The 25,463-nt window shown below is 69.3% G+C and carries 21 protein-coding genes; 11 read left to right on the plus strand and 10 right to left on the minus strand.

All coding sequences use genetic code 11. From position 1 onward, the window contains the following. Positions 1-134: 134 nt before the first annotated feature. From eccCa to CCN29_RS00785, 7 genes are read left to right on the plus strand one after another with little or no spacing between them, the layout of a single operon-like run. Complete coding sequence (eccCa, locus tag CCN29_RS00755) at positions 135-4,097, plus strand: type VII secretion protein EccCa (protein WP_086679511.1); 3,963 nt, start codon at positions 135-137, stop codon at positions 4,095-4,097. Between the two features lie 55 nt (positions 4,098-4,152). Further along, entirely contained in the window at positions 4,153-4,674 is a 522-nt protein-coding gene (locus tag CCN29_RS00760; protein WP_037817818.1) for a DUF2563 family protein, read from the plus strand. Then, positions 4,674-6,239 carry a WXG100 family type VII secretion target gene (locus CCN29_RS00765; RefSeq protein ID WP_086679513.1) on the plus strand — a complete coding sequence of 522 codons (1,566 nt, stop codon included), beginning with the start codon at positions 4,674-4,676 and terminating at the stop codon, positions 6,237-6,239. The genes CCN29_RS00760 and CCN29_RS00765 overlap by 1 nt, the downstream gene beginning before the upstream one ends. Before the next feature lie 34 nt (positions 6,240-6,273). Next, the gene (gene mycP / locus CCN29_RS00770; protein WP_031066550.1) at positions 6,274-7,683 is read left to right on the plus strand and encodes a type VII secretion-associated serine protease mycosin; all 1,410 of its coding nucleotides are present in this window, start codon (positions 6,274-6,276) and stop codon (positions 7,681-7,683) included. Positions 7,684-7,735: 52 nt separating this feature from the next. After that, positions 7,736-8,167, plus strand: coding sequence for a hypothetical protein (locus tag CCN29_RS00775; protein WP_031066548.1), 432 nt, complete (start codon positions 7,736-7,738; stop codon positions 8,165-8,167). Positions 8,168-8,176: 9 nt separating this feature from the next. Beyond that, positions 8,177-10,432 carry a hypothetical protein gene (locus CCN29_RS00780; RefSeq protein WP_086679515.1) on the plus strand — a complete coding sequence of 752 codons (2,256 nt, stop codon included), beginning with the start codon at positions 8,177-8,179 and terminating at the stop codon, positions 10,430-10,432. Next, the gene (locus CCN29_RS00785) at positions 10,432-11,073 is read left to right on the plus strand and encodes a hypothetical protein (RefSeq protein WP_086679517.1); all 642 of its coding nucleotides are present in this window, start codon (positions 10,432-10,434) and stop codon (positions 11,071-11,073) included. Before CCN29_RS00780 ends, CCN29_RS00785 begins: the two co-directional genes overlap by 1 nt. A gap of 60 nt (positions 11,074-11,133) precedes the next feature. Here CCN29_RS00785 and CCN29_RS00790 read toward each other — a convergent pair whose 3' ends face one another. The 8 genes from CCN29_RS00790 to CCN29_RS00825 all read right to left on the minus strand — a co-directional run bounded on the left by CCN29_RS00790 (position 11,134) and on the right by CCN29_RS00825 (position 18,828). Continuing rightward, positions 11,134-11,718, minus strand: coding sequence for a hypothetical protein (locus tag CCN29_RS00790; protein ID WP_203350885.1), 585 nt, complete (start codon positions 11,716-11,718; stop codon positions 11,134-11,136). Beyond that, the gene (locus tag CCN29_RS35260) at positions 11,693-12,013 is read right to left on the minus strand and encodes a hypothetical protein (RefSeq protein WP_143661259.1); all 321 of its coding nucleotides are present in this window, start codon (positions 12,011-12,013) and stop codon (positions 11,693-11,695) included. Before CCN29_RS35260 ends, CCN29_RS00790 begins: the two co-directional genes overlap by 26 nt. Positions 12,014-12,081: 68 nt before the next feature. Further along, positions 12,082-12,456: a hypothetical protein gene (locus CCN29_RS00800; RefSeq protein ID WP_078886824.1), complete on the minus strand. Its 375-nt coding sequence runs from the start codon at positions 12,454-12,456 to the stop codon at positions 12,082-12,084. Between the two features lie 20 nt (positions 12,457-12,476). Then, a complete protein-coding gene (locus tag CCN29_RS00805) occupies positions 12,477-16,952 on the minus strand; it encodes a putative T7SS-secreted protein (protein WP_442538196.1) in 4,476 nt (1,491 codons plus the stop codon). A gap of 23 nt (positions 16,953-16,975) precedes the next feature. After that, positions 16,976-17,476 (minus strand): hypothetical protein, encoded by a 501-nt coding sequence (locus tag CCN29_RS00810; protein WP_086679523.1) that lies wholly within the window; start codon positions 17,474-17,476, stop codon positions 16,976-16,978. After that, positions 17,473-17,976: an SseB family protein gene (locus CCN29_RS00815; RefSeq protein ID WP_086679525.1), complete on the minus strand. Its 504-nt coding sequence runs from the start codon at positions 17,974-17,976 to the stop codon at positions 17,473-17,475. Before CCN29_RS00815 ends, CCN29_RS00810 begins: the two co-directional genes overlap by 4 nt. Before the next feature lie 169 nt (positions 17,977-18,145). Next, positions 18,146-18,457: a WXG100 family type VII secretion target gene (locus CCN29_RS00820; RefSeq protein ID WP_006130426.1), complete on the minus strand. Its 312-nt coding sequence runs from the start codon at positions 18,455-18,457 to the stop codon at positions 18,146-18,148. A gap of 38 nt (positions 18,458-18,495) precedes the next feature. Further along, a complete protein-coding gene (locus CCN29_RS00825) occupies positions 18,496-18,828 on the minus strand; it encodes a WXG100 family type VII secretion target (protein WP_006130427.1) in 333 nt (110 codons plus the stop codon). 339 nt (positions 18,829-19,167) lie between these two features. On the opposite strand from CCN29_RS00825, the gene CCN29_RS00830 reads away from it, so the two are divergent. After that, entirely contained in the window at positions 19,168-19,479 is a 312-nt protein-coding gene (locus CCN29_RS00830; protein WP_006130428.1) for a DUF397 domain-containing protein, read from the plus strand. 28 nt (positions 19,480-19,507) lie between these two features. On the opposite strand, the gene mycP (CCN29_RS00835) is transcribed toward CCN29_RS00830, so the two are convergent. Continuing rightward, positions 19,508-20,761 carry a type VII secretion-associated serine protease mycosin gene (mycP, locus tag CCN29_RS00835; protein ID WP_006130429.1) on the minus strand — a complete coding sequence of 418 codons (1,254 nt, stop codon included), beginning with the start codon at positions 20,759-20,761 and terminating at the stop codon, positions 19,508-19,510. 78 nt (positions 20,762-20,839) lie between these two features. Next, complete coding sequence (gene eccB / locus CCN29_RS00840) at positions 20,840-22,363, minus strand: type VII secretion protein EccB (protein ID WP_006130430.1); 1,524 nt, start codon at positions 22,361-22,363, stop codon at positions 20,840-20,842. 182 nt (positions 22,364-22,545) lie between these two features. Between eccB and eccE the strand changes: the two genes are divergently transcribed. From eccE to CCN29_RS34690, 3 genes are all read left to right on the plus strand, one after another. Then, on the plus strand, positions 22,546-23,874 hold the full coding sequence (eccE, locus tag CCN29_RS00845; RefSeq protein ID WP_416376841.1) for a type VII secretion protein EccE: 1,329 nt from the start codon (positions 22,546-22,548) through the stop codon (positions 23,872-23,874). Then, on the plus strand, positions 23,871-24,695 hold the full coding sequence (locus tag CCN29_RS00850) for a hypothetical protein (RefSeq protein WP_086679527.1): 825 nt from the start codon (positions 23,871-23,873) through the stop codon (positions 24,693-24,695). Before eccE ends, CCN29_RS00850 begins: the two co-directional genes overlap by 4 nt. Positions 24,696-24,949: 254 nt before the next feature. Next, a partial coding sequence (locus tag CCN29_RS34690; protein WP_442538197.1) for an SCO5717 family growth-regulating ATPase occupies positions 24,950-25,463 on the plus strand: 514 nt, incomplete at its 3' end.

The following is a 25,463-nucleotide window of genomic DNA, read 5'->3' on the forward strand; positions in this document are numbered from 1 at the left end:
GTACGCTGCGCTGCGCAACCCTACCGACAAGTCCTGTCACTGGTGGCACGTAGGATCCCCGGTGTGGAGGACGACCGTCACCACGGGGGTGCCGGTGTGCAACCGATCGTCCACACAGGGGGATTGATGCCACGGTGAGCCAGATCGTCGTCAAGCGCCCACCGCGTACCCTGCCGCCCGAAGTGTCCTCGGACGAGCTGCAACTGGAAGCTCCTCCCGAGTTGCCGCGCGGGCAGCAGGAGGGCGTCCTCATGCAGGTGCTGCCCACGCTCGGCATGGGCTCGTCGGTGGTGTTCTACTTCGCCTCCCCCAACGCCCATCCGTTCATGCGGATCATGGGCGTGGTCATGCTGGTGTCGACGGCCGCGATGGTCGTCGCCCAGATCGTGCGCTACCGCAGGGGTACGCAGGGGCAAATGGCCGACGTGCGCCGGGACTACCTCCGGTATCTCGCGCAGACCCGCCGCAAGGTGCGCGCGACGGCCCGCCGTCAGCGTGACGCGCAGTGGTACCTGCATCCCGCGCCGGAGCAGCTGTGGGCGGTGGTCGCCGAGGGCAGCCGGGTGTGGGAACGGCGCGTCGGCGACGCCGACTTCGGGCAGGTGCGGGTGGGTCTGGGCCCGCAGCAGCTGGCCACCCCGCTGGTCGCCCCGCACACCGCTCCGGTGGACGAGCTGGAGCCGCTGTGCGCCGGCGCCATGCAGCGTTTCCTGTCCGTGCACGGCCAGTTGGACGGTCTGCCGGTCGCGGTCTCGCTGCGCGCCTTCTACCACGTGACGGTCTCCGGGGATCCGGAGAGCGCCCAGGCCGCGGCCCGCGCGCTGGTCGCGCAGGCCACCACCCTGCACTCCCCCGACGACCTGGTGCTCGCCGTCGTGACCGCTCCGGGCGCCGTGGCCCGGTGGGACTGGACCAAGTGGCTGCCGCACTGCCAGGTGGCGGGGTCGTTCGACGGGGCCGGCACGCGCCGTCTCTTCGGGGACGACCTCGGCGAGCTGGAGCAGCTGCTGGCGAACCGGCTGGAGGGCCGCCCGCGTTTCGGCCGGGACGGTCAGCCGCTCCTCGACCAGCCTCACATCCTGATCGTCCTCGACGGCGGGATGGTCCCCCCGACGTCCGCCTTCGCCGCCGCCGAGGGCATCCAGGGGGTGACGATCGTCGAGGTCGTTCCCGGCGAGCTGGACCAGCCGCGCGGTGACCTCTCGGTCGTCGTGCGTCCGGAGCGGCTGTTCCTCGACTCCGGGACCGGGGTCGCCTACGAGGGCGAGCCGGACGGGCTGTCGCTGCCCGCCGCCGAGGCACTCGCGCGCCAGCTCGCCCCGCTGCGCATGGGCAGCGGGAACGACGACGAACCGCTCCTGGCCAATCTGGACTTCACCGATCTGCTCGGCCTGGGGGACGCGGCCGCCGTGGACGTCGCGCGGACCTGGCGGCCGCGGTCGACGCCGGAGCGCCTCCGGGTGCCGATCGGGGTCGGCGAGGACGGCCGGCCGGTGATGCTGGACCTCAAGGAGGCGGCGCAGGACGGCATGGGCCCGCACGGTCTGTGCGTGGGCGCGACCGGCTCCGGCAAGTCCGAGCTGCTGCGCACGCTGGTGCTGGGCCTGGCGGTCACGCACTCCTCCGAGACGCTGAACTTCGTCCTGGCGGACTTCAAGGGCGGCGCGACGTTCGCGGGCATGTCCCGGATGCCGCACGTCGCCGCCGTGATCACCAACCTCGCCGACGACCTGACGCTCGTCGACCGCATGGGCGACGCGATCCGCGGTGAACTCCAGCGCCGCCAGGAGCTGCTGCGCGCCGCGGGCAACTACGCCAACATCCACGACTACGAGAAGGCCCGCGCCGCCGGCGCTCCGCTCGAGCCGCTGGCCTCGCTGGTGCTCGTCATCGACGAGTTCAGCGAACTCCTCACCGCCAAGCCCGACTTCATCGACATGTTCATCCAGATCGGGCGCATCGGCCGCTCGCTGGGCGTGCACCTGCTGCTCGCCTCGCAGCGGCTGGAGGAGGGGCGGCTGCGCGGTCTGGACACCTATCTGTCGTACCGCATCGGTCTGCGGACGTTCTCCGCCGCCGAGTCGCGCGCGGCCCTCGGCGTGCCGGACGCCTACCACCTGCCGTCCGTCCCCGGATCGGGGTACCTGAAGTTCGGCACGGACGAGATGGTGCGCTTCAAGGCGGCCTACGTGTCCGGCCCGTACCGCGCGGCAGGCCCGGAGGCCGGTCCCGACCGGGCGCCCGTCGAGCGGCGGCCCGCGCTGTTCACCGCGGCCCCGGTGCCGGTGGTGTACGCGGCGCCGGACCCGGACCGCGCACGCACCCCCGAGCGGCGGCAGGAGGACGACGCCCTGGCCGACACCGTGCTGGACGTCGTCGTGCAGCGGCTGGAGGGGCAGGGCGTGCCCGCGCACCAGGTGTGGCTGCCGCCGCTGGACCGGGCGCCGGCGCTGGACGAGCTGCTGCCCGCGCTGACGGTCTCCGCCGAGCGCGGTGTCCACCCCGCGGAGTTCCCCGCTCCGGGCGGCCTGACGGTTCCGCTCGGGCTGGTCGACAAGCCCTTCGAGCAGAAGCGGGAGGTCCTCTACCAGGACTTCTCCGCCGCGGCGGGCCACATGATGGTGGTCGGCGGCCCCCAGTCGGGCAAGTCGACGCTGCTGCGCACCCTGATCGCCTCCTTCGCGCTCACCCACACGCCGTACGAGGTGCAGTTCTACGGGCTGGACTTCGGCGGTGGCGGCCTGACCGCGGTGGCCGACCTGCCGCACGTGGGCGGGGTCGCGTCGAGGCTCGACCCGGAGCGGGTGCGGCGCACCGTCGCCGAGGTCGCCGGCATCCTCAACCGCCGCGAGCAGTTCTTCCGCGCCCAGGGCATCGACTCGATCGCCACGTACCGCCGGCGCCGCGCTGCGGGCGACCTGCCCGGGGAGGCGTGGGGGGACGTCTTCCTCGTCATCGACGGCTGGGGCACCTTCCGCAACAACTACGAGGGCCTCGAGGGCGTCGTCAACGACATCGCCGCCCGGGGCCTGGGCTACGGCGTCCATGTGGTCCTGTCCGCCTCCCGCTACATGGAGGTGCGCGCGGTGCTCAAGGACCAGATCCTCGGACGCCTGGAACTGCGCCTCGGCGACGCCATGGACTCCGAGTTCGACCGCAAGGTCGCCATGAACGTGCCGACCGGGGTGCCGGGGCGTGGTCAAGTTCCCGCCAAGTTGCACTTCATGACGGCCATGCCGCGAATCGACTCGTCCGCCGAGCCCGAGAACCTGGCCGACGCCACGGCGCAGCTCGTCCGGGCGGTCAAGGAGAACTGGCAGGGTCCGCCGGCCCCGACCGTGCGTCTGCTCCCCCGCAAGCTGCCCGCCGACCAGCTGCCCAAGGGCTTCGAGTTCCCGCAGCACGGCATCGCGATCGGCATCGACGAGGCCAGTCTGGAGCCGGTGTTCGTCGACTTCGACACCGACCCCTTCTTCCTCGTCTTCGGGGAGAGCGAGTCCGGCAAGACCAACCTGCTGCGTCTGATCACCAAGCAGATCGCGGAGCGGTACACGCCCGCCGAGGCGCGGATCGTCGTCGGCGACTACCGGCGCACGATGCTGGAGGCGGTGCCGGAGAGCCACCTGCTCGAATACGCCCCCATGGCGTCGGCGATGCAGGTGCACATGGACGCCGTACGGCAGTTCATGGAGAAGCGGGCGCCCAAGCCGGACATCACCCCGCAGCAGCTGCGCGACCGGAGCTGGTGGAGCGGCCCGCAGCTGTTCGTCGTCGTCGACGACCACGAACTCGTCGCGACCAGCTCCGGCAACCCGCTGGGGCAGCTGGTGGAGCACCTGCCCTTCGCGCGTGACGTGGGCGTGAAGTTCGTCATCGCGCGCAGCTCGGCCGGGGCGTCCCGGGCGATGTACGAGTCGTTCATGCAGCGCCTGAAGGAGCTGGGCGCCCAGGGTGTGATCCTTTCGGGTGATCCGAGCGAGGGCGACATCCTCGGCAATGTGCGCGCCCGGCCCATGCCGCCGGGGCGTGGCGTGTTCGTCTCACGCAAGCGCGGTACGCCGCTGATTCAGGTGGGCTTGCTTCCGCAACGGCATTAGGGTGATCGACCGAGCACAGAACGGAACGTTCGAGGGGAACGGGGAGGCAGGCCAGGTGAGTTCGAACGGGGGCGGCGGCACCGGCGGTGCTCCGGACACGGGGAAGGCGTTCGACACACTGTCCAACGTCAATCCCGCGATGGCGCTGGACATCCAGCACAGCGCCATGGCGGGCTTCAAGAAGCGCGTCGACGACCTGCTGCGGGAGCTGGACGACTCGGAGGCCGCCCCGACGAAGGTCGGCAAGGACCGCATCGAGCGCGCCCAGCTGGGCTCCGCAGAGTTCAAGGAAGCACAGTTCCTCTACGAGTCGTACGCCATCGTGCACGACGAGCTGGAGAAACTCTCCAAGGCCCTGGGCGCGCAGATCGAGGGCATGGGACTCGCGGTACAGGCGTCCCGGGTGGGTTACGAGAACCTGGACGCCGACATCAAGGCGCGGATGAAGGCGGTCAACGCGGAGGTGGAGAAGTACTACGCCGCGGAGCGGGATCCGTACGCCGAGCGGTCGGCGTCCACGCCGGGCACGCCGGCGTCCGCGCCCGCGCCCGCGTCCGAGGAGGAGGGCGGCTTCTGATGGGTGAGCAGGCACGCCGCAGGACCCCGCAGCCGGCCCGCACCGACTTCGAGTCCATGACCCACGAGCAGTTGGTGGCTCTGCTGGACTCGGCCAGCCCGGAGGGCGCTGCGCAACTCGCGACGAAGCTCTCGAAGGCCTCGTCGACGATCACCAAGATCGGCGACGACCTCATGACGTACGTCAAGGGACTCGAGTGGCAGGGCGAGGGCGGCGACGCCTTCCGCGACTGGGGCGGCCAGAGCGCCGCCGCGACGCTGCGCCTGGGCCAGTACGCGGAAGTCGCGTCCCGCTGGCTGTCCACGGTGGCCCAGGCGGTCGCCGAGGCCAAGGCGGCGATCCCCGCGACGTCCGAGACCACGCAGGCCAAGGCCGACCTCGCCAAGGCCCGGAAGACGCTCGCGGCGGCCCAGGACCCGGGCGCCCGCAACGACCCCGACGCGCGCAAGCTGGCGCAGACGGCCCAGTCCGACGCGGCGGCCGCGCAGCAGCGGATGGAGGCGGCGCGGGCGGAGGCGATCCAGCAGCTGCGGAAGCTGGCGCAGACGTACGAGTACTCGGCGTACCAGGTGAACAGCGTGGAGCCGCCTACGTTTTCGCCGCCGGCGCAGCATTTGGGGGCGTCAGGCTGGAAGGACGAATCCGAACGCGGGCAGGCCCTCACGGTCGGTTCCGAGGGCTCGTCCGCTACAGGCGCACCTGCTGTTCGTGCTGTCGAAGGACTTGGAGGCGGGGCGTCCGCTTCGGCGCGTCCTGGCGCATCCGTCACTCCTCCGGTTTTCGCCCACGCGCCGAGCACGGAGCAGATCGCTCACTCGCGGCCGGCTGCCATGGAGATCGACGGCGTGGCCATGCCGCAGGACACTCGAACCCCGGCAGTCATCAACACGACGGCACCTCCGACCGGCAACGGGCCGCGTCCTGATGTCTCCCTCCCTGCGCAGCCGATCGCGGTCCCGCCGCCCATGAACCGTGCTGGTGGGCCGGGTCCGCTCAGCCCTCAGCAGGTTTCGCCGACCACTCGGCCACCTCTGCTACCGGGTCAGGGCAGCAGTGGCGGGGGCGTCCCGCGTGTACCGCGTGAGTCCGGCATTGTCGGCGGGCGTCCGGTGTCCCCCGGGGCGGGCCGGCCCTCTGCGGGTATTCCCCGGGGAACGGTCATCGGCGCTGAGAGTGGCCAAGGACGTACGCCCATGGGGCGTGTGGCTTCTCCCGGCATGCCTCTGGGCGCAGGCTCCGTGCCTGGGCAGGGCGCCGGCCCTGGGGCACGACGCCTCGCCTCGGAAACCGGCGGGGTGATCGGCAACCGGCCGGTTCAGCCGGGCCGCGCCGCTGCACGCCCCTTCACGCCCGGCGGAGCGGGACTGCTGCGTCAGACGGGCTCCGGCGATTCAGGTCATGGACCCGCTGGAGGCCGCACCGGGGCCGGTATGCACTCAGCGCACCCCTCGTCCTCGCGTCGAGGCGATCGACAAGACGGCGCCGAGAGGCCGGACTATCTCTCTGAAGAGGACGAAACCTGGGGTCGCAGGAACCAGCGTGCAGTACCCCCTGTGGTCGACTGAGTCGTCCCTCACAAGCTCATACTCAGGAAGGCACATGCGCACCAGCAGCAAGCGAACCCGGCGACCGTACTCGTTGGCATCAGCCGCGCTCGGCCTGCTGTTGGTGGGCGTAGCCGCCACACCTGCCCACGCCGAGTCGGTCCGTTCATTGCAATGGCACCTCGACGTCATGCGCGCGGACGAGATGTGGAAGGTCAGCAAGGGCCAGGGCATCACAGTCGCGGTCATCGACTCCGGCGTCGACGACTCACTGACCGACATGAAGGGTCAGGTTCTCGACGGCAAGGACTTCTCGAAGCAACGCGGTGACGAACACACCGATATCGAGGGCCACGGGACCCGCATGGCGGCGCTGATCGCTGCCACCGGAGCTCGAGGACCCCTCTACGGCTCCTACGGGCTCGCACCGGAAGCCAAGATTCTCCCCATACGGATGCGCTACGCCACGGAAGACTTCGGACAGGTCGACAGCAACGCGGAGTACTCGCGGGTCCTGTCGCGGGCGATCCGCTACGCGGCGGGAACAGATGCTCAGATCATCAACATCTCCATGGGCAACCCGAACACACCTGGCAGGGAGAACGTCGGAACACCGCAACTCGCCTCGGCCGTTCGATACGCCATCGACAAGGGCAAACTGATCTTCGCGGCTGTGGGCAACAGCGGAGACACGTCCAATCTGCTGGAGTATCCGGCGGCGACGCCCGGTGTCGTAGGCGTGGCAGCGGCCGACAAGGACGGCAGAGTCCTGCGTTCCTCGCAGAGGGGGCCTCAAGTCGACCTCGCCGCGCCGGGGAGCGACATGGTCAACGCCTGTCTGGCCGGAACCCAGGTCTGCAAGGGAGGAAAGGGCACGAGCTCGGCCACGGCCCTCGCCTCGGCGTCAGCCGCCCTCATCTGGTCCCAGCACCCCGACTGGACCAACCACCAGGTCCTGCGGGTCATGCTGAACACCGCGGGCAAGCCCGAGAGCGGGGACGAACGCACGGACGCCGTCGGTTACGGCATGGTCCGGCCCCGCATCGCGCTGAAGGACCCGGGCGACCCGGGCCCCGCCGATGAATACCCCCTGCCCGACCTGGCAGCGGCCGCCTCGGCGCCTCCGTCGACAGAGAGGCCGTCGTCCCAAGGCAGCAAGGACGGTGACAAGGCAGGTACCGAGACGGCGGAGCCCGCGGCGTCGGCGTCGGATGACGCGGACGGCAGCGGTGTCCCGTGGGTGGCGCTGGGCCTGGGCGCCGCGGCACTCCTCGCGGCGGCGGTCGCCGTCCTCACAGTCCGGGCCCGTCGTCGGCGCCCGGCCCCGTTGCCGGCGGCCCCGCCCTTCCCGCCGTCCCCGTACCCCTACGCACCGCCACAACAGCCCCCGTCCTACGGACCTCCGCCGGGACACATCGCTCCACCGCCACCCGGGGCAGGGCCCGACCAGAGTTGGCATCGCTGAGTCCTGCGGCACCGGCGCGATCATTCATCAGGGACAGCACGAGGAATCCGACATGTCATTCGACGAGATGTGGGGCCAGGCCCGCAGCAACGCACTCGCGCGGCAGCAGAGCAGCATGCAACTGAACCAGCTGCCCGGCTCCGGTGGCAGCGGGTCCGGCGGCAGTGACTACACGGTGACGTCCCCCGACCTGAAAGCCGTGGGGAACGAGGCGCAGGAGCTCTTCCACGCGTTCGAGAAGAACGCGTTCCACGCCGGGGCGAACACCGGCACCGCTTCGACCAGCTTGACCGAGGACAACTTCGCAACGGGTTCGGCTCTGTGGAGCGCGTGGGACACCTGGCGTTCTCAGGCAGAAGCACTGCTCAGCGCCTGCGCCCACATTCACAACCATCTCGAGGACACCGTCTCGACGCATGCGAAGCACGAAGAGGTCCTGGTGACCAACCTGTCGGTCGAGAAGATCAACGAACACTTCAAGTAAGGCTGCATCGTGCCGGAATTCAGTGACCTCCTGAACGCCCGCCTGGGCAGTCTCAAGGATGCCGTCGACGACTGGACCGAGACGGTCAAGAAGCTCGAGAAGCTCGAGGAACAGGCCAGCAAGGGCCTGTTGAAGAAGGCTGAGAAGGCGGACTGGAAGGGAGAAAACGCCGGCGTAACGCTGCCCTTCGTGAAGAAGACCGCCAACGAGTTCGGGGACGCGGCGAAAGAAGCGCAGAGCATCCGGAACATCCTTCGCGATGCCCACACCGAGTTCAAAGCGGCCAAGGCCCAGCTCGTCAAGGCTGTCGAGGAAGCGCCCAAGAAGGGCATCCGAATCGACTCGAGCGGTGTCGTCAGCTATCAGATCCACCCCGACCGCCGCCCCAAGGACTACGACGGACCGGAGCCGAAGGAAGCGGACTTCGATCAGGTTCGCGCCGATGTCAAGCAAGCCCTGCAGAGAGCGAACGAGGCCGACGAGGTCGCGTCCCGCGCCTTGCGTACGCTGGTGGGCAAGGACAAGCACAACTTCTCCGGCACCGAATACGACTCCCTGAAGCAGGCGGGCAGGGCTCAGGACGCCCAGGACGCGAGGGCTGCTGCCAGAATCGTGGCGAAGGGCGACGACGCCTCCCCCGAGGAGATCGCCCGCCTGAACAAGTACTTCGAGAACAACAGGGGCGACCGGTACTTCGCCGAGCGCTTCGCTCTCGAGGTCGGCGTGAAGGGCAACCTCGAGTACTGGGTCGACATGGGCGACCCGAGTGACGGCTCCCGGCTGGGCGTGGACCACCCCAAGGAGATCAAGGAGCTCCAGAAGAACTGGAGTCTTACGCTGGCCGCAGCGACCCACTCCGACAGCGCGGAGATGAACCGCTGGAAAGCGGACATGATCAAGGCCGGCGACGACATCATCCAGTCCAGAGGGACGTCGGCGCACGGGTTCCAGGTCATGAGCAACCTCATGCGCGAGGGCGTGTACGACACAAAGTTCCTCCGCATGTTCGGTGACGCTGTTGTTGTCTCAGAACGACAGATGACCGGAGACGGGCGGATCTCTGCAGGCCAAGCCTGGGGGTCGGGCCTCGCCATGCCTCCGAGGCTGAACTGGGATGGCAAAGACATCGGATCGGATCCGATGACCGGCTATTTGGAGGCACTCGGACATAATCCCGAGGCTTCGCTCGACTTCTTCAGCCGTTCGACCAAGCTCGAGGATGAAAAGCTCAGCAACTGGGACTACTTCGTCGGTCAAGGCAAGGACGCCCGAGGTTGGCCGGTTGACCACGACGGCAAGCCCAAGGGGTTCGAGAACCTCGGACACGCCTTGGAAGCGGCGACACTGGGGTACTCATACGACGACGCAAACCCGAGCGTTCCGTCGATGAGGACGGAAGAGCAGATCGAAGCCCGAGAAGCTCGCACGGCGCTCATGTCCAAGATCGTAGAAACTTACGGCTCAGCCGAAGCGATCGAGAAGCACCCGGGCATCTCCGACAGCTTGGCGAAGATGGCAGCAGGGCACATCGACAGCTTGAACTACTCCACGGCGACCTTCGGCAGCAACGAAGGTGTCAATGGACGCGACACCCGCTTCGGTGCGGAGAAGAATCACCTGGCGGACTTCGACGCCGCCGCTTCAACCAATTTCCTGCGCGCATTGGCCGGCGACGAGGGCGCGTACAACACGGTTTCCGCAGCTCAGCAAGCTTATGGCACTAGCCTCATGGCCGCTCAAGGTGAGGACCAAGGCGATGTGAAGCGCGTGGCGATGCACAGCATCATGATGCACGGCATGCTCGACCAGGCACGTTTTGAGGCCATCGGTCAGGAATTCGCCGACGAGAAGGAAGCCGCCAACAGGGAACTGGAGAAGCAGGGAGCTTGGCGAGACTTTGCCGCAGGCGCCGTTATCGGCACGACGGTCGGCGTAGCGTCGGAACTTATTATCCCGACTCGCGCCGCAGCAGCCATCGCCGTTCCACTGGCCTTCGAGGTGGCGGGTGGTGCCGCCGAAACCTACATGTCGAATCAAACCCTTGACTGGCTGAAGGAAAATGAATTCGACAATAAGCAGGAAGCGCTCGAAGGTATTGAGGCAGCAAGGGCTACTGGCCAGCAAAACGCCATGGCACCTTTCCTGAACTATGCGGTGGCTCACGGGATGTCCGAGGACGAGATCTGGGACTTCTCCGCTGCTGCGGAAGGTTCCTACAACGATGGGCGCGCCCGCAGCGACACCAAGGATGTTCGAGGTTACTGATGAAAAGAAAAGTTATAGCAGCGTCGTTCATCGCAACGGGACTTGCTTTTTCGGTATCGTCCTGCAGCACAGACGAGGAAAAGGCGAAGCCGGCGAGCGGGTGTGAGGAGGTGCTGGGCGCGGCCGGACTTGAATGGGTGCAAGAAAAGGCCCAGGCAGACGATATCGAAAGGGGTGGAGTGAACCTGGATAAACTCCGGCGAGAGTACTATCGCCAGATGAAGCCGTGGAAGCCGAACGCTCAGCGCTGGGAATCTGAGGTCTGCACCATAAAGTCCACGGAACTAGGGGACGGCAAGAAACTGACGATCGAGTTCGGTCCGTCGTCCACCCCGTTCGACTTCGACGAGAAGACGAATCCGGACGGCACAGTGACGTCGGTGAACGCCGATTTGAAGCTGCAGCAGGTGAGGGATTTCAAGGACGTTACTCACTACGGCGTCTACGTGAAGTGCAAGGTGTCAGGCACCTCACCACGACAGGAGATCGTCACACCGCTGGCCGGTGTCATGACGGACACTCTCACCGCCGGCACGTCGGATGCCGTTCACATGCGGCACCTCCTGCGTGCGACTCAGGCCGTCGTCGACTTGCTGGGCTGCGAGAACGACCCTTCAGTTCCTGCGACTCCACCAGCCTAGCGCGAGTCCGATGCGGGCCGGTTCTTCAAGATCGCCTCAATCATCGATGACTCACCGACCTCACGGCAGTCGAGGAACAATTTGCAGCCACTGCGAAAGTGCCTGATACTCCGGCGCCTCCTGAGGGATGAAGCGCATAATGGGTGCGAGGATGTTGAGGAGATTCTTAATGCGCCGCAAGCGCAGAATCTCTTGTTTGGTAAGCGAGCTCCAGGCTTTCGTGGCGGCGACCACGTCGTCCAGGCGCTCATGAATCTCCCGGAACACGGCACGGCATGTCTCGACGGGGTCCAATACGGGGTCGTCGCATCTGGGGCCAAAGCGATAAATCGCGAAAACCTGTACGTAAACGTCGTCGACGAGGATGCTCGCTGCGTCGAACCTGCCGCTGCGGCGCTTCAACCGATTGGCCACCAGGGCGAGTCGGACCCAGCGAAGCTGAACGTCGGCACCCAGGTCTTCATTCCGCATCCGACCGACGGAGAGATCGCGGATCATCTCCCATGCCTGCCAGTCGTCGCTCAAGCGATCCGGGCAGGACACCAGGGTCTCAAGTTCGTCAAGTGACGCTCTTGCGATCTCTCGGCCTTCCACTGATGGCGCACTTTCCTCGACCGCATCATTCGAGGAAGACGATTCCTGCACGTTCGAATGCCTCTCTTCCTGCTTGCAGGCTTTCCTGTGAAGGTTTGTAATGACCACTATTGTTGTTGAGTACGAGGCCGATGTAGTTGCCGTCAGACCCGGCTATCTCTGCCTCTCCAGCTGTGTGAACGGGTCCTCCACGGGTCAAAACCGGATGCTTGAGCTCAACTCCGGCAACATGTTTAGGCATGACGAGGAGCTCTCCATGCTGATCCACCACCCATTTTACAGTGCCTGAATTGACCGCTTCATCAAACCCACGTTCACCCACTTTGACCGGCGCCTTCGTCGGCATCACCGCGGGGGCCGATCGGCAACGCCTCCTGCCACCATTCGCTGAGGCTGCACACTCACCCTGGCCTATCAGTCGCCGTCAGAGGCACTGCCGCCGGAGATGGCTCGCAGACGCTTGACCTCCTGCACCAGACGAGGGATTACTTCTCTTGCCATCGCGATGAACGCGGCATTCTCGTCCCAACGCCCATCTTCACAATCCACGTAGCGTGGGTGCTGCACCAACGTCGCAGCTACCAGATCTCGATGGTCAAACGCAGGCCACCTCTCCCCTCGTCCCGTATCCTCGACCGTACTGATTGCGACAAGATTCATGGCGTTTTGATCATCCAGGTGCCGGACGAACCATGGCCCTGGGGTGGCCGCCGCACAGATTTCTTCAATCTCATCCAGATCGATATTGCAATCCGCTACCCATGGGATCTGCCCACCATCATCACTCATGACGTCCGCTCATTTCGCACTCAATAACGTTCCGTAGTGTACCCGAGTCGCTCTGCGTTCTTGAAGAATCTCACATCGTTGGTGATGATCGGCAACCCTTCTTGTGCGGCGGAATGCAGAACCATGGCATCGTGATCCTGGATCATTGGATTGAATGATTTACCCTTCCACATTGCCTTGAGTCTGGCTTGAATGTCAGCGACTCCTTCAGGCGTAGACTCAGGCCCCATTCGGCCTTGTCGCTCCCTCAACCAAGCATCGATCACAGCTGATGTATGGCCCCCGTCGAGCAGTTCACGAAACGCCTGCGGTGACAGAACGGGAGATCGTCCGTTCAGGGCCGTATCTACTTCAGCCGTGCGTATCCCGTTGAGGGCATCGGTAACAGGATTCGTATCAACGGCAACATAGTCGGGGGACAAACCAACAGAGTCTGTCGCGGTGTGCGGGTTTATGGCATAGGTGGCAGGGTTAGGGGCTGGCGTCAGACCCAGAGGGTCCCGCGTCAGATACCGCGCCGTTTCCGGGTCGTAGTGGCGGAAGTAGTTGTAGTGGAGGCCTGTTTCCGGGTCGTGGTACTGGCCGGGGAAGCGGAGGGGGGTGTAGGCCGTGCTGGTGGTGGGCCAGGTGGTGGTGCCCCAGAGGGTGCTTCGGGTGCGCCAGGCGGTGTCGCCCTGTTCGTCGACGAGTTCCGTGGGCGTGCCGACCAGGTCGGTGACGATGGCGAAGAAGCGGGAGTCGATCTCCTGCTGGGGGGCGTCCGCCGCGGTGATGCGTTCCGACTGGGTGACGGGGTGCAGGCCCCGGTGGTTCCAGGTCAGCGTGACCGGGTTGGGGAGGGACGCCGACCTGCTCGTCTGTTCGCAGAGAGTGGTGCCGTCCCAGGTGAATAGGATCTCCTCGACGACGGTCTCGCCGTCCGCGGCAAGGCGGCGTTTGGCCGTTCTGCGGCCCAGCGGGTCGTACGTGTAGCTCCAGCGGGTGCCGTCGGGTGTGGTGACCGAGGTCAGGCGGTCTTCCGCGTCCCAGGTGTAGCGCCAGGTGTCCGGCTTGCGGGACAGGCGCGGCTTCTGGCGGAGAGTGGTGCGGCCCAGGGCGTCGTGTTCGTAGCGGACGCGGCCGGCCCGGGTGATGCGGGTGCCCGCGTAGTCGCGGGATCCGGTCGCCTCGCCACCCGGGTGTGAGGTCGGCCAGGACGCCGAGGTCTGGTTGCCGGCCTCGTCGTAGGCGTAGCGCTCCGTCCAGTTCGCGGCGTGCACGGCCGTCACGCGGCCCGTCGGATCCAGGTCGAAGCGGCGTGGGCCTGTCAGCTGGTCGTCGATGCCGATCAGATTGCCGTCGGCACGGTAGGTGTACGTGCGGTGGTGCAGGGCGCTGCCGTCCGGGCCTGTCACCGATTGGGCGGTCAGGCGTCCCACGGGGTCGTAGGTGTGGTCGAAGGTGAGCGTCTCGCCTATGCGGCGGGTCACTTCCCGGCCGGCCGGGTCGTAGGTGAAGTCGACGGTGCGGCCCGAGGCCGTCATGGCGGTGCTGCGGCCTGTCGCGTCGTAGGCCCACGTGGTGGTCGCGCCGGTGGGGGTCGTTCGGGCCGTGCGGCGGCCGAGGGCGTCGTAGGTGTGCGTGAGGGTGCGGCCGTCCACCGTTTCGGAGAGGGCTCGGCCGTGAATGTCCCGGTCGATCGTCAGGGTCGTGCCGTCGGGGCCGGTGGCCTCCGTCAGTTGGCCGGTGACGTCGTACACGTAGCTGGTGACTCCGTCGGGCGTGTGCTTGGCGGTCACCTGGCCCAGCGCGTCGCGCTCGTAGGAGAAGGTGTGGCCGAGCACGTTGCCGCGGGAGCTCAGGCGGCCCGCCTCGTCGTAGGTGTAGGTGAGGGTGCGGCCGTCGAAGTCGGTCTCCGTCGCGAGGCGGCCGGCGGGGTCGTATGTGTAGTTCCAGGTCAGGCCCTGTGGGTTGGTGACCCGGGTGAGGTTCAGCTCCGTGTCGTGCTCGAACTCGTAGCGCACGCCGTCCGGGCCTGTGCGGGCCGTCAGCAGGTCGAAGTGCGTGTATTCGAAGTGTGTGACTCCGTCCAGTCGGTCGGTGTGCGTGGTGCAGTTGCCCTCGCCGTCGTAGGTCCACGACTCGGTGCTGCCGTCGGCTGCGGTGCGGCGGGCCAGGCGGCCCTCCACCGTCCGTTCGAGGCGGGTCGTCGCGCCCGTGGGGTCCGTGATCGTGACGGGGCGGCCGAAGGCGTCGCGTTCGTAGGACGTCGTCGCGCCGAGGGGGTCCGTGACGCGCACGGGAAGGCCGGCGTCGTCGCAGTGGATCGTCGTGGTGTGGCCCTGGGGGTCGACGACGGCCGTCAGGCGCCCCTGCTCGTCGTGGAGGAAGCGGGTGGTGAGGCCCGTGGGCGCCGTGACGGACGTCCTGTTGCCGCGGGCGTCGTAGGTCTGGCGCGTGGTGGTGCCGTTCAGGTGCCGGACCGTTGTGGGGAGGCGGAGGTCGTTGTAGTCGGCCCGGGACTCGCTGCCGTCGGGGCGGGTGACCGAGGTGAGGTTGCCGGCGTCGTCGTAGGTGAAGCGGGTGGTGTGGCCCAGCGGGTCCGTGCGGGACAGCAGGCGGTTGTAGCGGTCGCGTTCGAAGCGGGTCACCGCGCCCAGCGGGTCGGTCTCCGCCACGACCTGGCACAGGTCGTTGACGACGTACCGGTAGACGTGGCCGGTGCCCGTCGTGGCGGTGGTGGTGCGCAGGCCCGTCTCCGGGTCGCGGTCGGAGTAGGCGAGGCGCAGGCTCATGTGGCCTTCGGCGCCGCCCTCGGCGACGCAGCGGTCGCGGTCGTCGTACGCGTACGTGTAGCTGCGGTCGTTGGTGTCGGTCCAGGAGGTGATGCGGCCCGCGTCGTCGTAGGTGAAGCGGAGGGGCAGGCCGGAGGAGTTCACCACCTCGGTGAGGTCGCCGGCCGGGGAGTAGCCGTAACGGATCAGCTCCTGGTCGGTTCCGTCGGGAGCGGCGCCGGCCAGGTGCAGGGCGGTGATCCTGTGCGCCTCCGTGGTGACGCGGACGCGGTAGCCGCCGCTGTGGGAGACGGCGGTGGGAGTGCCGTCCGTGTCGTACTCGAACGTGATCCGGTTGGCGTTGCGGTCGTCGATCTGTTCCAGGAGCGCGTGGTCGTCGGAGTGCCGGGTGAAGTGCCAGGTGCGGCCGGCGGCGGGGTCCGTGATCGTGTAGCCCTCGGGTTCGGCCCGCAGTTCCCAGCGCGGCCCTTCCGTCGGCAGGCTCGTGCCGCCCTCGGCCGGGTGGGGGTAGGCCAGGATCAGGCCGTCCTCGTGGACGAAGACGATGCGGTCGGGCTCGATCTCCAGCCGTTGGTCGACGGTCGAGGACCAGGAAGGGCCGAACCAGCGGCCCGCGCGGTAGCCGGATTCCGCGCGCCGCTTGAACAGCAGCGGAAGCGTCCCGGGAAGGGCCACGTCGGTCTGCGGCATGTACATCTTGCCGGTGGCCAGGTCCACCGGGTCGGTGGGGTTGTGCTGGGTGGCGTGGCCGTCGCTGTGGGCGCCGGGGTCACTCCTGTCCAGGTGGGAGCCGGCCGTGCCCAGGCCCGTCGGGCTGCCGAGTGCGTTACGGCCGTCCAGGTGGCGGGCCAGGCCTCCCGCGCCCTTGTACGCCGCTCCCCCGGCGAGGCTGGGCGCCATGTACCCGAGCATGCGGGCCGGGTCCTTCTGGAACTCGTCCCAGGTGTGGGAGACGCCCTGGTAGACGTCCTTCGAGAAGCCGATCGGGTCCCTGACCGCGTTCACGCCGCCGTCGATGACCATCCCCGCGTCGTGGAGGTAGGCCTTCGGCTCGGTCAGCAGCCGGCCCGGGTTGACGGCCAGGCCGAACTCGACGAGGTCGTTCCAGCCTTCCTTCGCGCCGTCGGTGACGCGCTGCCAGCCGCTCGGCCGCTTCGGGGCCTTCTCGGCTGCCTTGTCGAGGGTCCGCTTGGCCGTGCCCGCGGCTTGAGCGACCTCCTCCTGCGCGCCGTTGATCATTCCGACGAGTTCGGCCATCGCCGTTCTGCCGGGGTCCGTCTCGGGAGGCCGGGTGGGCAGGCTCGCCTCGCCGGCCTTGACCGCCGAGTTGTAGTCGTCCACGGCCTTGGCGTACTGGCGGGAGAGGTCGCGGGCGAGCGGCGCCTCGTGGTCGAGGATCCGCTGGGTGAGCCGCTGGGCCCCGTCGAGCACCTCACGGTAGGCGAGCACGGCGGCGCCCGCCTCGACGAAGGCGTCCATCGCTCCGTCGAGGTCCTTGGGGAGCTTCTTGACCGTCTTGCGGAACTCCTCGGCGGCCTCGCCCTGCCAGGGGTCGGTGTTGAGCTTGCGCAGCCGTTCCGCGCCCTCCCCGAAGTGGGCCGCCGCGCCGCCGAGCTTCTTGATCAGCCGGTCGAGTTCGGCGGGCTTGCCCGGGACCCAGTCCTGGACGGTGTCGTCGGGGCCGATCCATGTGCGGCGGAAGAGGAACCGTTTCTCCGACATGCTGGCTGTTCCTGCTCCTGCCCTTATCGCGGGGCCCGGTCCGGGCCCGGGGTCCCGCCGTCACGGTCGACCGGCTCCAGGCGGCCGCGGAACTCGGTGCGTTCCTCCGCGATGCCGTGGTCCTCGAGGAATCCGGTGACGGGGTGGTCGTCCTCGAACTGCTGCTGCCGTTCGAGCATCATGACCTGGTACTTGGCCTTGGTCTCGGTGACCAGGAAGTCGTTGATGGTGGCGCTCAGCGCGGTGACGATCACGTCGGCGTCGTCCGCGATGCAGCCGAGACCGTGGCACCACTTATCGAGGAAGTCGTTGACCGCGCCGGTGACGTCGTCCGCTCCGGTCGCGTTCTCCGCGGTGAGGGCGGCGAGGTCGAACGCCGCGTCGGCGCGTTCCTCGGCGATCTTCCTCGCGGCGGCCGTGGACTCCTCGAGCGGCTGGGCGATCGACTGGAGGAACTGGACCTCCCACTTGAACTCGCCGCCGTCCGCGCCCATCGGGATGAGCCATCCCTGGGTGCCGCTCATGCCGCGCTCCCCCGGGGACGGTACGAGACGTGCAGGACCGGCTCGCTCTTCGTGGCGGCCGAGGCGAGCCGTACCGCGTGCTCGGCGGCCGGGTCCAGCCAGACGTCGAGCCCCGCCGGCATCAGGTCGAGGACGTCGGCGCCCGTCGTCGAGAACCAGGCGCCTCCGCCCGTGAACAGCGCGAACTGTTCCAGCGACGTGAACACCGGTACCAGGCGGGCCGCTGGCGTCGCGTCGCCGGGGGCGGCGGTCGCGTCGGTCCCGTCGGGGACGAGGGCCAGGTCGAGGATGCGGGAGCCCTGGGGGGCGCGGCCGTCCGTGCCCGGCAGCTCGGAGGCGGTGACCGTCAGGAAGCCCGGTTCGTCCGGTCGTTCGCAGTAGACACGGGCGTGCAGGAACGTCTCGAACACGTCCTGCGGTGTCGCCTCCCCGGCCTTCGCCCTGCGCACGACCTCGGCCAAGTCGGCCCTGCCGCCCGGCTGTTCCGGTTCCCCGGGCACAGCGGTGCTGTCCGTGCTTCCCCCGTTCGCACACATGCGCCCAAAGATCACACAGGCGCTTCTCGGAGCGCAACGCGCTTCCGCGCCACGCCTCGTGGCGTTTCCCACATGCCGGGAGGCGGCCCGGCGCGGGCCGCCTCCTGTCCGTCCGGACCCGTGGTGCGGGTGGTCAGCCCATCAGCATGCGGAAGCGGGCCGCGTTGCCGTGGTCGGTGTCCTGGTAGCCGATGACCGAGTCGTCCAGCAGCTTGGCGATGCGGTTCAGCTTCTGGCACATCTGGTCCATCTCCGAGCTGCTGCTGCGCTGGATCTCGCCGTAGGCGGTCTTCGCCTCGCCCTCCCAGGTCTCGGCGACGGCCTTGACCTTGCGCATGAGGATGTCGAGCTGCTCGGACAGTTCCTTGGCCGTCTTGCGCACGTCCTGGGCGGCCTGGGTGACGGTGTCGTAGTTGACGGCGGTGCGGTCGTAGTTGACGCTCACGATGCGTTTCTCCTGGGTGGCGGGCGGGGTTTCTGCGGTCAGGCGAGGTCGGTGATGCGGCTGGTGACCTGGTACGAGTTGTCCACCTGCCGGATCTCCGTGACGCGCTGCTGCTCGTGTTCGCTGAAGCCCTTGACGCTCATCCGCATGACGTCCTCGAGGTCGACGAGGTCGTCCTGGATCTTCTTCAGGTGCTGGTTGACGCCGCGCTGGACGGTGTCGAACTCCTTGCCCGCCGCACCCTGCCACCCGGCCTGGATCATGTCGACGACGGCGTTGAGGGACGTCACCCTGCTGCTCACGTCCGTGTGGAAGTCGCGGATCTTGTTCGCGAGGTCGGTCAGATCCGAGTCGCTGTAGTTGACGCTCATGGTCGCTTGCCCTCCTTCGATGCACCGGTGGCCGTTGCCACCGTGACGGGCCGCCGTGGATGGGTCTCCAGGCTGTCCTGGCGGGCAAGAACCGCTGCACCCCCGCGCGACGCGTGGCCGCAGCGTCACGCCGCCCCCGTGCGTACCACACCCGTGGCACCGGGGCCACTTTAGTCACTTGACGTGGGGGTTCCAACTGCAAAGCGAGGACAGGCCAGTTCATGGCGGGTACCGTCCGGCCAGAACCGTGTGATCCGGTCATCCGGGAGTGTCCCCGCGGAGGCTCCCAGTACGGTGGCCCTGGATCGTTCGTACGTCACGAAAGGACACCGTTCCGCCATGGCAGAGCTGCCGGACCAGGGGCGTGAGACGCCCGAGGAGATCAAGGCGCGCAAGGAGCGCGAGCGGGACGAGCTGTACGCGCTGGACATCTCGGGCGTGGAGTGGCGCAGCGCGCCGGGCACGGAGACGCACGAGGAGCGGGTGGAGATCGCCGATCTGCCCGGTGGCGCCGTGGCCATGAGGTCGTCGCTCGACCCCGGCACGGTGCTGCGTTACACCGAGGCGGAATGGCGTGCTTTCGTCCTGGGCGCGCGGGACGGCGAGTTCGACCTGGAACCCTCGTCGGAGGAAGCGGCGACCGCCGAGTGACCTCCCGCGCGGTCCGGGGAGGGGCGCGTCATGCTCCTCGTGCCTCCCGGCGGCGGCGCAGGTCGCGCAGCACGACGGCCGTGCCGGTGACGACCGCGACCAGGACCGCGGTGATCCCCAGCGCGTAGGTGGCACGGCGTTCGTCGCGCTCCGCCGGCGTCTCCGCCAGGGAGAACGGGGCCACGTCGGGCGCCTGTGCCTGGGGCACACCGGGGTCGGGAGTGGGGGACGAGGGAGGGTCGGCGACGTCGGACTCCTGGACGGCCCGCACGGGGTCGATCACTCCCCAGCCGACGAAGTCGTCGTGGCCGTTGACCGAGCGCTCCGCCGTCTGCTCGATCTGTGTGACGATCTGGGCCGTGGTCCAGCGGGGGTGTTTCTCCTTGAGCAGGGCCGCCACTCCCGCGACGAACGGCGCGGAGAAGCTGGTGCCGCTGTCCGTGCACTGGCCGCCGCCGGGCACCGTGGAGACAATGTCCACTCCGGGGGCGGCCACGCCCACGAAGCTGCCCGTCTGGGAGAAGGCGGCGCGCTCGTTGTTCCGGTCGGAGGAGGCCACGGCCAGCACGCCGTCGAAGGCCGCGGGGTAGGTGTTCTTCTGCTTGCCGTCCAGGCCGTCGTTGCCCGCGGAGGCGACCACGACGACGTTCCGCTCGATCGCCTTGCGGACCGCCTCCGCCAGGGCCGAGGTGTGGGACAGCGGCTTGGTGGTGTCCTGGGAGATGTTGATGACGTCGGCGCCCCGGGCGACGGCGTGGTCGATGGCCCGGGCCATGCTGTCGGAGTCGCCGCTGCTGTCGGCGTCGTTCTGGCGGATGGGGATGATGGTGGCGTTCGGCGCCAGGCCGACGAACCCGGTCCCCTCCCGTGGCCGGGCCGCGATGATGCCCGCGACCTTGGTGCCGTGCCCCACCTGGTCGTCGGTGGGGTCGCCGCCCTTGCCCCCGGCGAGCAGGTCCAGCCCGGCCGCCTTGTCGACGGCCCCGGCGAGCTGCGGGTTCCTGTCGTCGACGCCCGTGTCGATGACGGCCACCCGCACGCCCTTGCCCTTGTCGGTCCCCTGCCACAGCTCGTCGAGCAGGACGCGCTGGAGTGACCAGGGGCGCGCCTTGAACTGCCGCTCGCTGGGATAGGTGCACGCACCGCTGCCCGCGAGCCGCACGGGCGCCTGCGGGCGTGCGGGACCGTCCTGGCCGGCCGCGGGCCCGGTCCCGGGCGGGCAGACACCGAGAGCGGTCAGGGCTGCGGCGGCGGCCAGCAGAGCGGCCTTGGTCGGCGACACCGGTTCGGTCCTCTTCTCGTCCGTCGTCCGTGGTTCGTGCGCGCGGGGGTCGTGCGTCCACCCGGGGGGGGCGGCGGGTCACGAACCCTGGGGCTGGCGGGCGCTGTTGGTGTCGAGGCGCGGCCCCTTGGCCAGGAACTCCGACCAGGCCAGCGGGATCCTCGCCGGCCGTACGTTCTGGTAGCCGAGCTTGACCTGCGCCTCGCTGGGCTCGGGGCTGCCGTCCGGCCCGCCGTCCGGGTCGGCGCCGATGTCCGAGGTCTCGCTGTCGCTGTCCCCGTTCGCCTGGACGGCGTACCGCAGTCCGGTGTCCGTCACCAGGAAGAGGGATCCGGCGTCGGACGCCGTGCCCTGGATCTGGGTGTAGAGCTGTCCCGTTCCGGGGGTGACGTACGTGCTGGTGCCGTCGGCCGTGATCTCCACGGGGTAGTCCTTGCCGGCCCAGGTGCTGAGGACCGTCGAGTTGTCCTTGCCCACGTCCCGGAGCACGCTGCACACCGTGTCCCGGCCGCCGTCGGGGGAGTTGACCTGGCGGACGCGCAGGTCCGGCCAGTCGGCGGACGCGCCGTCGAAGGGTTCGGGGTCGGGGGTGAAGTCCTGAAGGCCCACGGTGCGGGCCTTGCCGTTCATGTTCAGTTCGGCCGTCTGCGGCGAGGAGATCAGCAGCCAGGCGGTGAACTCGGTGACCGGCTGCACCTTCCCGGGGAGGACGACGTAGTACTGGGTACCCTCGCCGGTCTCCGTCCTCAGGACCATGCCGACCCTGTTCTCGTCCTCCGACAGCTGTCCCGGGACGCCCGCCGGGTCACCGACACCGGAGGGGAGCTCCGGGAAACGGAGGGGGTCGCCCTCGTGGAGGGTGGCGAGCCATTCCTCGGTGACGAGCTGCGGCTCACGGGAGCCGACGAGCGCGATGGTCAGCGGGTCGGACGTCTCGCCGGTGACGGCGTACGCGGTTCCGCGGGCGTCGACGAGGTGGCGCTCACCGGCACGGGTTTTCACGTACAGGGCGTCCCCGCCGGAGAGCCGGCCGGCGCCGTCGGTCCTCTTCCGGTCCGCGTCGGCGAACACGAACGTGGCCTCCTGGACCGTTCCCTTGCCGTCCTTGCCGCCGGGCTGTGCGCAGACGGCCCAGCGCTTGGCCTTGCCGGCCTCTTCGGCGGAGGGCAGACGGTCGGGCGCGTAGGGGATGCCGAGGATCGGCCCGCGCGGCAGTTCGCCGGAGTCGAGGACCTTGTCGCTGACCTGGACGACCCGGTACCCCGCGTCCTTCATCAGCAGCCGGGCGGAGGCGAGGTTGAGGACCGGGTGCAGGCGCGTCACGCCGTCCGTCTCGAGGACGACGTAACGGGTCGTCGACTGCTTGCCCACGATGACGCGCGTACCGGGCTCGTCCCAGCCCGGGGGCGCCGTGGGCTTGAACATGCCCCACGCTCCGAAGCCGCCCAGCACCAGCACGCCGACGACGAGGCTGGGCACGACGGCCCGTAGCGGCCGGGGCGCCCCCTCCTCCGATCCGGACGGCGAGGGCTGGAGAAAAGCGGCCAGCATGCGCCGCTTCGCAAAGGTGTAGGCGTTGAGTTCGTCCCGCCGTGATGCCATCAGTGCCTGCCGCTCCCCCATGTACCGCCCCGGGTGCGAATCCCCGGCCGTCCGCTGTCGGACGGGCCCCCTACTATGCCTGGTGATCGTCGGAGTGCGGCGAACGGGTAGGGTACGCGAGCTCGTTCCGAGCCGCTGAGGGTGTAGTTGCTCAGGCTGTTGTGACCAGAGCGGGGGATGGAGTGAGGGCTTCGGGGACGCGGGCGCGCGGTCCGGCGGGAGCGACGGGAGCGCCTGCGGCCGGGCCGGAGGGGGCCGCCGGGCCGCCGTCGGACGGTCGGCGGGCACGGGACGCGATCCAGCTCAGGGTACGTTCGGGGCACGGCGGTTCGTTCCGGTTGCAACGACTCGTGCTGCTGGAGATCGCCGCGGCCCTCCTGCTCGCCGGATGGGTGACCGGCCCCGCGGCGCTGGCGCCGGGCGCGGTCGTCGCCGTCGCGCTGGCTGCGCTCGCCCTGGTCCGTCGTCGTGGGCGCTCGCTGCCCGAATGGCTCGCCACCGCACGGCAGTTGCGGGCGCGGCAGAAGCAGGCCGCGGCTCTCGAGCTGCCGCCGGGGACCGAGCCCGGGCTGACGCCGGTGCTCGAATGCGACCCGGCCCTGCGCACCTGCTCCTACGGCGCGCGGGACCGGCGTCCCGTGGGGATCGTCGGGGACGGCACCTTCGTCACCGCCGTCGTGCAGGTGGAGGCCGATGCCACGGCGTTGCGGGCCGAGCGGAGCCGGCAGCCGTTGCCGTTGGCCCTGGTGCGGGACGCGCTCGAGGTGGACGGGATCCGGCTGGAGTCGGCGCAGGTGGTGCTGCACACCCAGCCCGCGCCCGCGCTGCATCTGCCGCCCCAGTCGGTCGCCGTCACCAACTACGCGCCCCTGCAGGCGCAGACGGGCGCTCCCGCCGTGCGCATCACCTGGATCGCGCTGAAGCTCGACCCCGAGCTGTGTCCGGAGGCCGTGGCCGCCCGGGGCGGCGGGCTGCACGGCGCTCAGAAGTGTGTCGTGCGCGTCGCCGACCACCTCGCCAGCCGGCTGGCCGGCGCCGGGTTCCGGGCCACGGTGCTCGACGAGGAGGAGCTGATCTCCGCCGTCGCCACTTCCGCCTGCGCCAATCCGCTGGTCACGGCCGAGTCGGGCCGGGCCGACCGGCGCGAGCGCCGCACCGAGGAGTCCAGCCGCAGCTGGCGCTGCGACAACCGCCGGCACACCACGTACTGGATCCGCAAGTGGCCCTCCCTGGGCGGCGCTCACGGTCCGTCGCTGCACCAGTTCGTCGCCCGGATCACCGGGGTGCACGCGCTCGCCACCACCATCAGCCTCACCCTCGCCCCCGGCGACCGGCGGGAGATGTCGCTGACCGGCCACCTCCGCGTGACGGGACGCAGCGCCGACGAACTGACCGAGGCGCGGCGCGCGTTGGAGGCGGCCGCCCGTGACGCGGGCGCGGCGCTGACCCGGCTCGACCGGGAGCAACTGCCCGGCGTGCTCGCCACTCTGCCGCTCGGAGGTGCCAGGTGACGACCGCGACGACACAGACCGCGCAGGGTGCGGGCGCCCACGGTGGGCCGCCGCGTACGGACGCGGCGGCGGGGGGCGCGCAGGCCGCCCCGGACACCGGCGGGCGGCAGGCGCGTGGCTCGCTGCGGTTCGGCTTCGGCCTGTTCGGCCCCCGCCACGGACGGCACACCCTGTCCGTGGACGACCTGGACACCCTCGCGCTGCCCATCGGCGACGACGGCGTCGTCATCGGCGTGGACGCCCAGGGCCAGCCCGCCGTCCTGGGGCTCAACCGGCCCACGCCGTACGACGTCGTGCTCATCGGCGGCCTCTGGACGGCTCAGGTGCTCGCCCTGCGGGCCGCCGCGACCGGCGCCCGCGTGGCCGTCGAGACCGGGCGCGCGCAGGCCTGGACGCAGATGATGCACGCCATGGGCGGCGGCCAGAACGGGCTCGCGGTGTACGACGTGGGGCGGGTGCCCCCGCAGGGCGCCTCGGCCGGCACCCCGGTGCTGGTGGTGCGGGACTGCGGCATGCGGCCCCCGCGCGGGCGCGTGGTGTCCGGGCCGTGGCAGTCGGTGCTGACCCTGCTGCCCTACCTCAGCCCTGTCGCGCCCCGGCTGGTACGGCAGGCACGCCTGGTGGGCGTCCAGCGCATATCCCCGGACGAGGCCGCCGAACTCGGCCGCACGATGGGGCTGTCGCGCGCCGACGTCGACACCCTGCCCACCCTCCCCGACGGGGTCACCCTGTGGTGCTCCGACCGCGACCGGCAGTACGTGACGACGCAGCCGACCGACGCGGAAGTGGGGTTGCTGGGTACGCCGCGGCGGATGGACTGACGGGCGGCGGGGGCGGGCGCGCGACCCGTCGTTCCGTCCCGGTTCCGGGGAGGTGGACCGCCCTCGCCGCGCGAGGCCTGACCGAGGCGTCGGGTGCCGAGCGGAGGGCGGGCCTCCCGGGGGGACCGCCGTGGTGATTAGGCTGGTACCGGTGTGACGTCGAAACCTGTCGTACGGGTACGGGCGTCCTGACGGGGAGGGCAGATGGTCGCCCCCAGCACGGCACAAGGGTGCTCGACCAACCAGGAGGAACTGTGAGCAGCGATCGGGACGGTACGCACGGGAGCTGGGCGAACCCCGGCGATGACCAGCCCGACGCGGAATCCGCCATCGAGACGACGGGCGAGTTCACCATCGACTACGCGCCGCCGGCCTGGTACACGCAGAACGCGTCGGAAGCGACTTCCCCGGCCGCTTCCTCCACCCCTTCGTCCACGCCTTCGTCCACGTCCGGATCCGACTCGGGCAACTCGTCCGGGTCGGTGACGAGTTCCGGTGATGCGGGAGTTTCCGGGGGTTCCGGTCGTTCCGGGGCTTCGGGTCCTCCGGCCTCGTCCGGTGGCGTCATTCCGCCGCTGCCGGGGCTGACTCCGCCGCCGCACGCCGTGGGGGCCTCCGGGCCGTCCGCCCTGCCGACGCCTCCGGCACCGGCACCGGGGGCGCCTTTCACCCCGCCCGCGCCCACGTCTGCGCCTGCGCCTGCGCCTGCTCCGGGCGCCCCGTTCACGCCGCCTGCGCCCGCGCCCGCTCCCGGTGCCCCGTTCACCC

Origin of the sequence: Streptomyces pseudogriseolus (assembly GCA_002154585.1) — a bacterium.
Classification (GTDB): Bacteria; Actinomycetota; Actinomycetes; order Streptomycetales; family Streptomycetaceae; genus Streptomyces; species Streptomyces pseudogriseolus.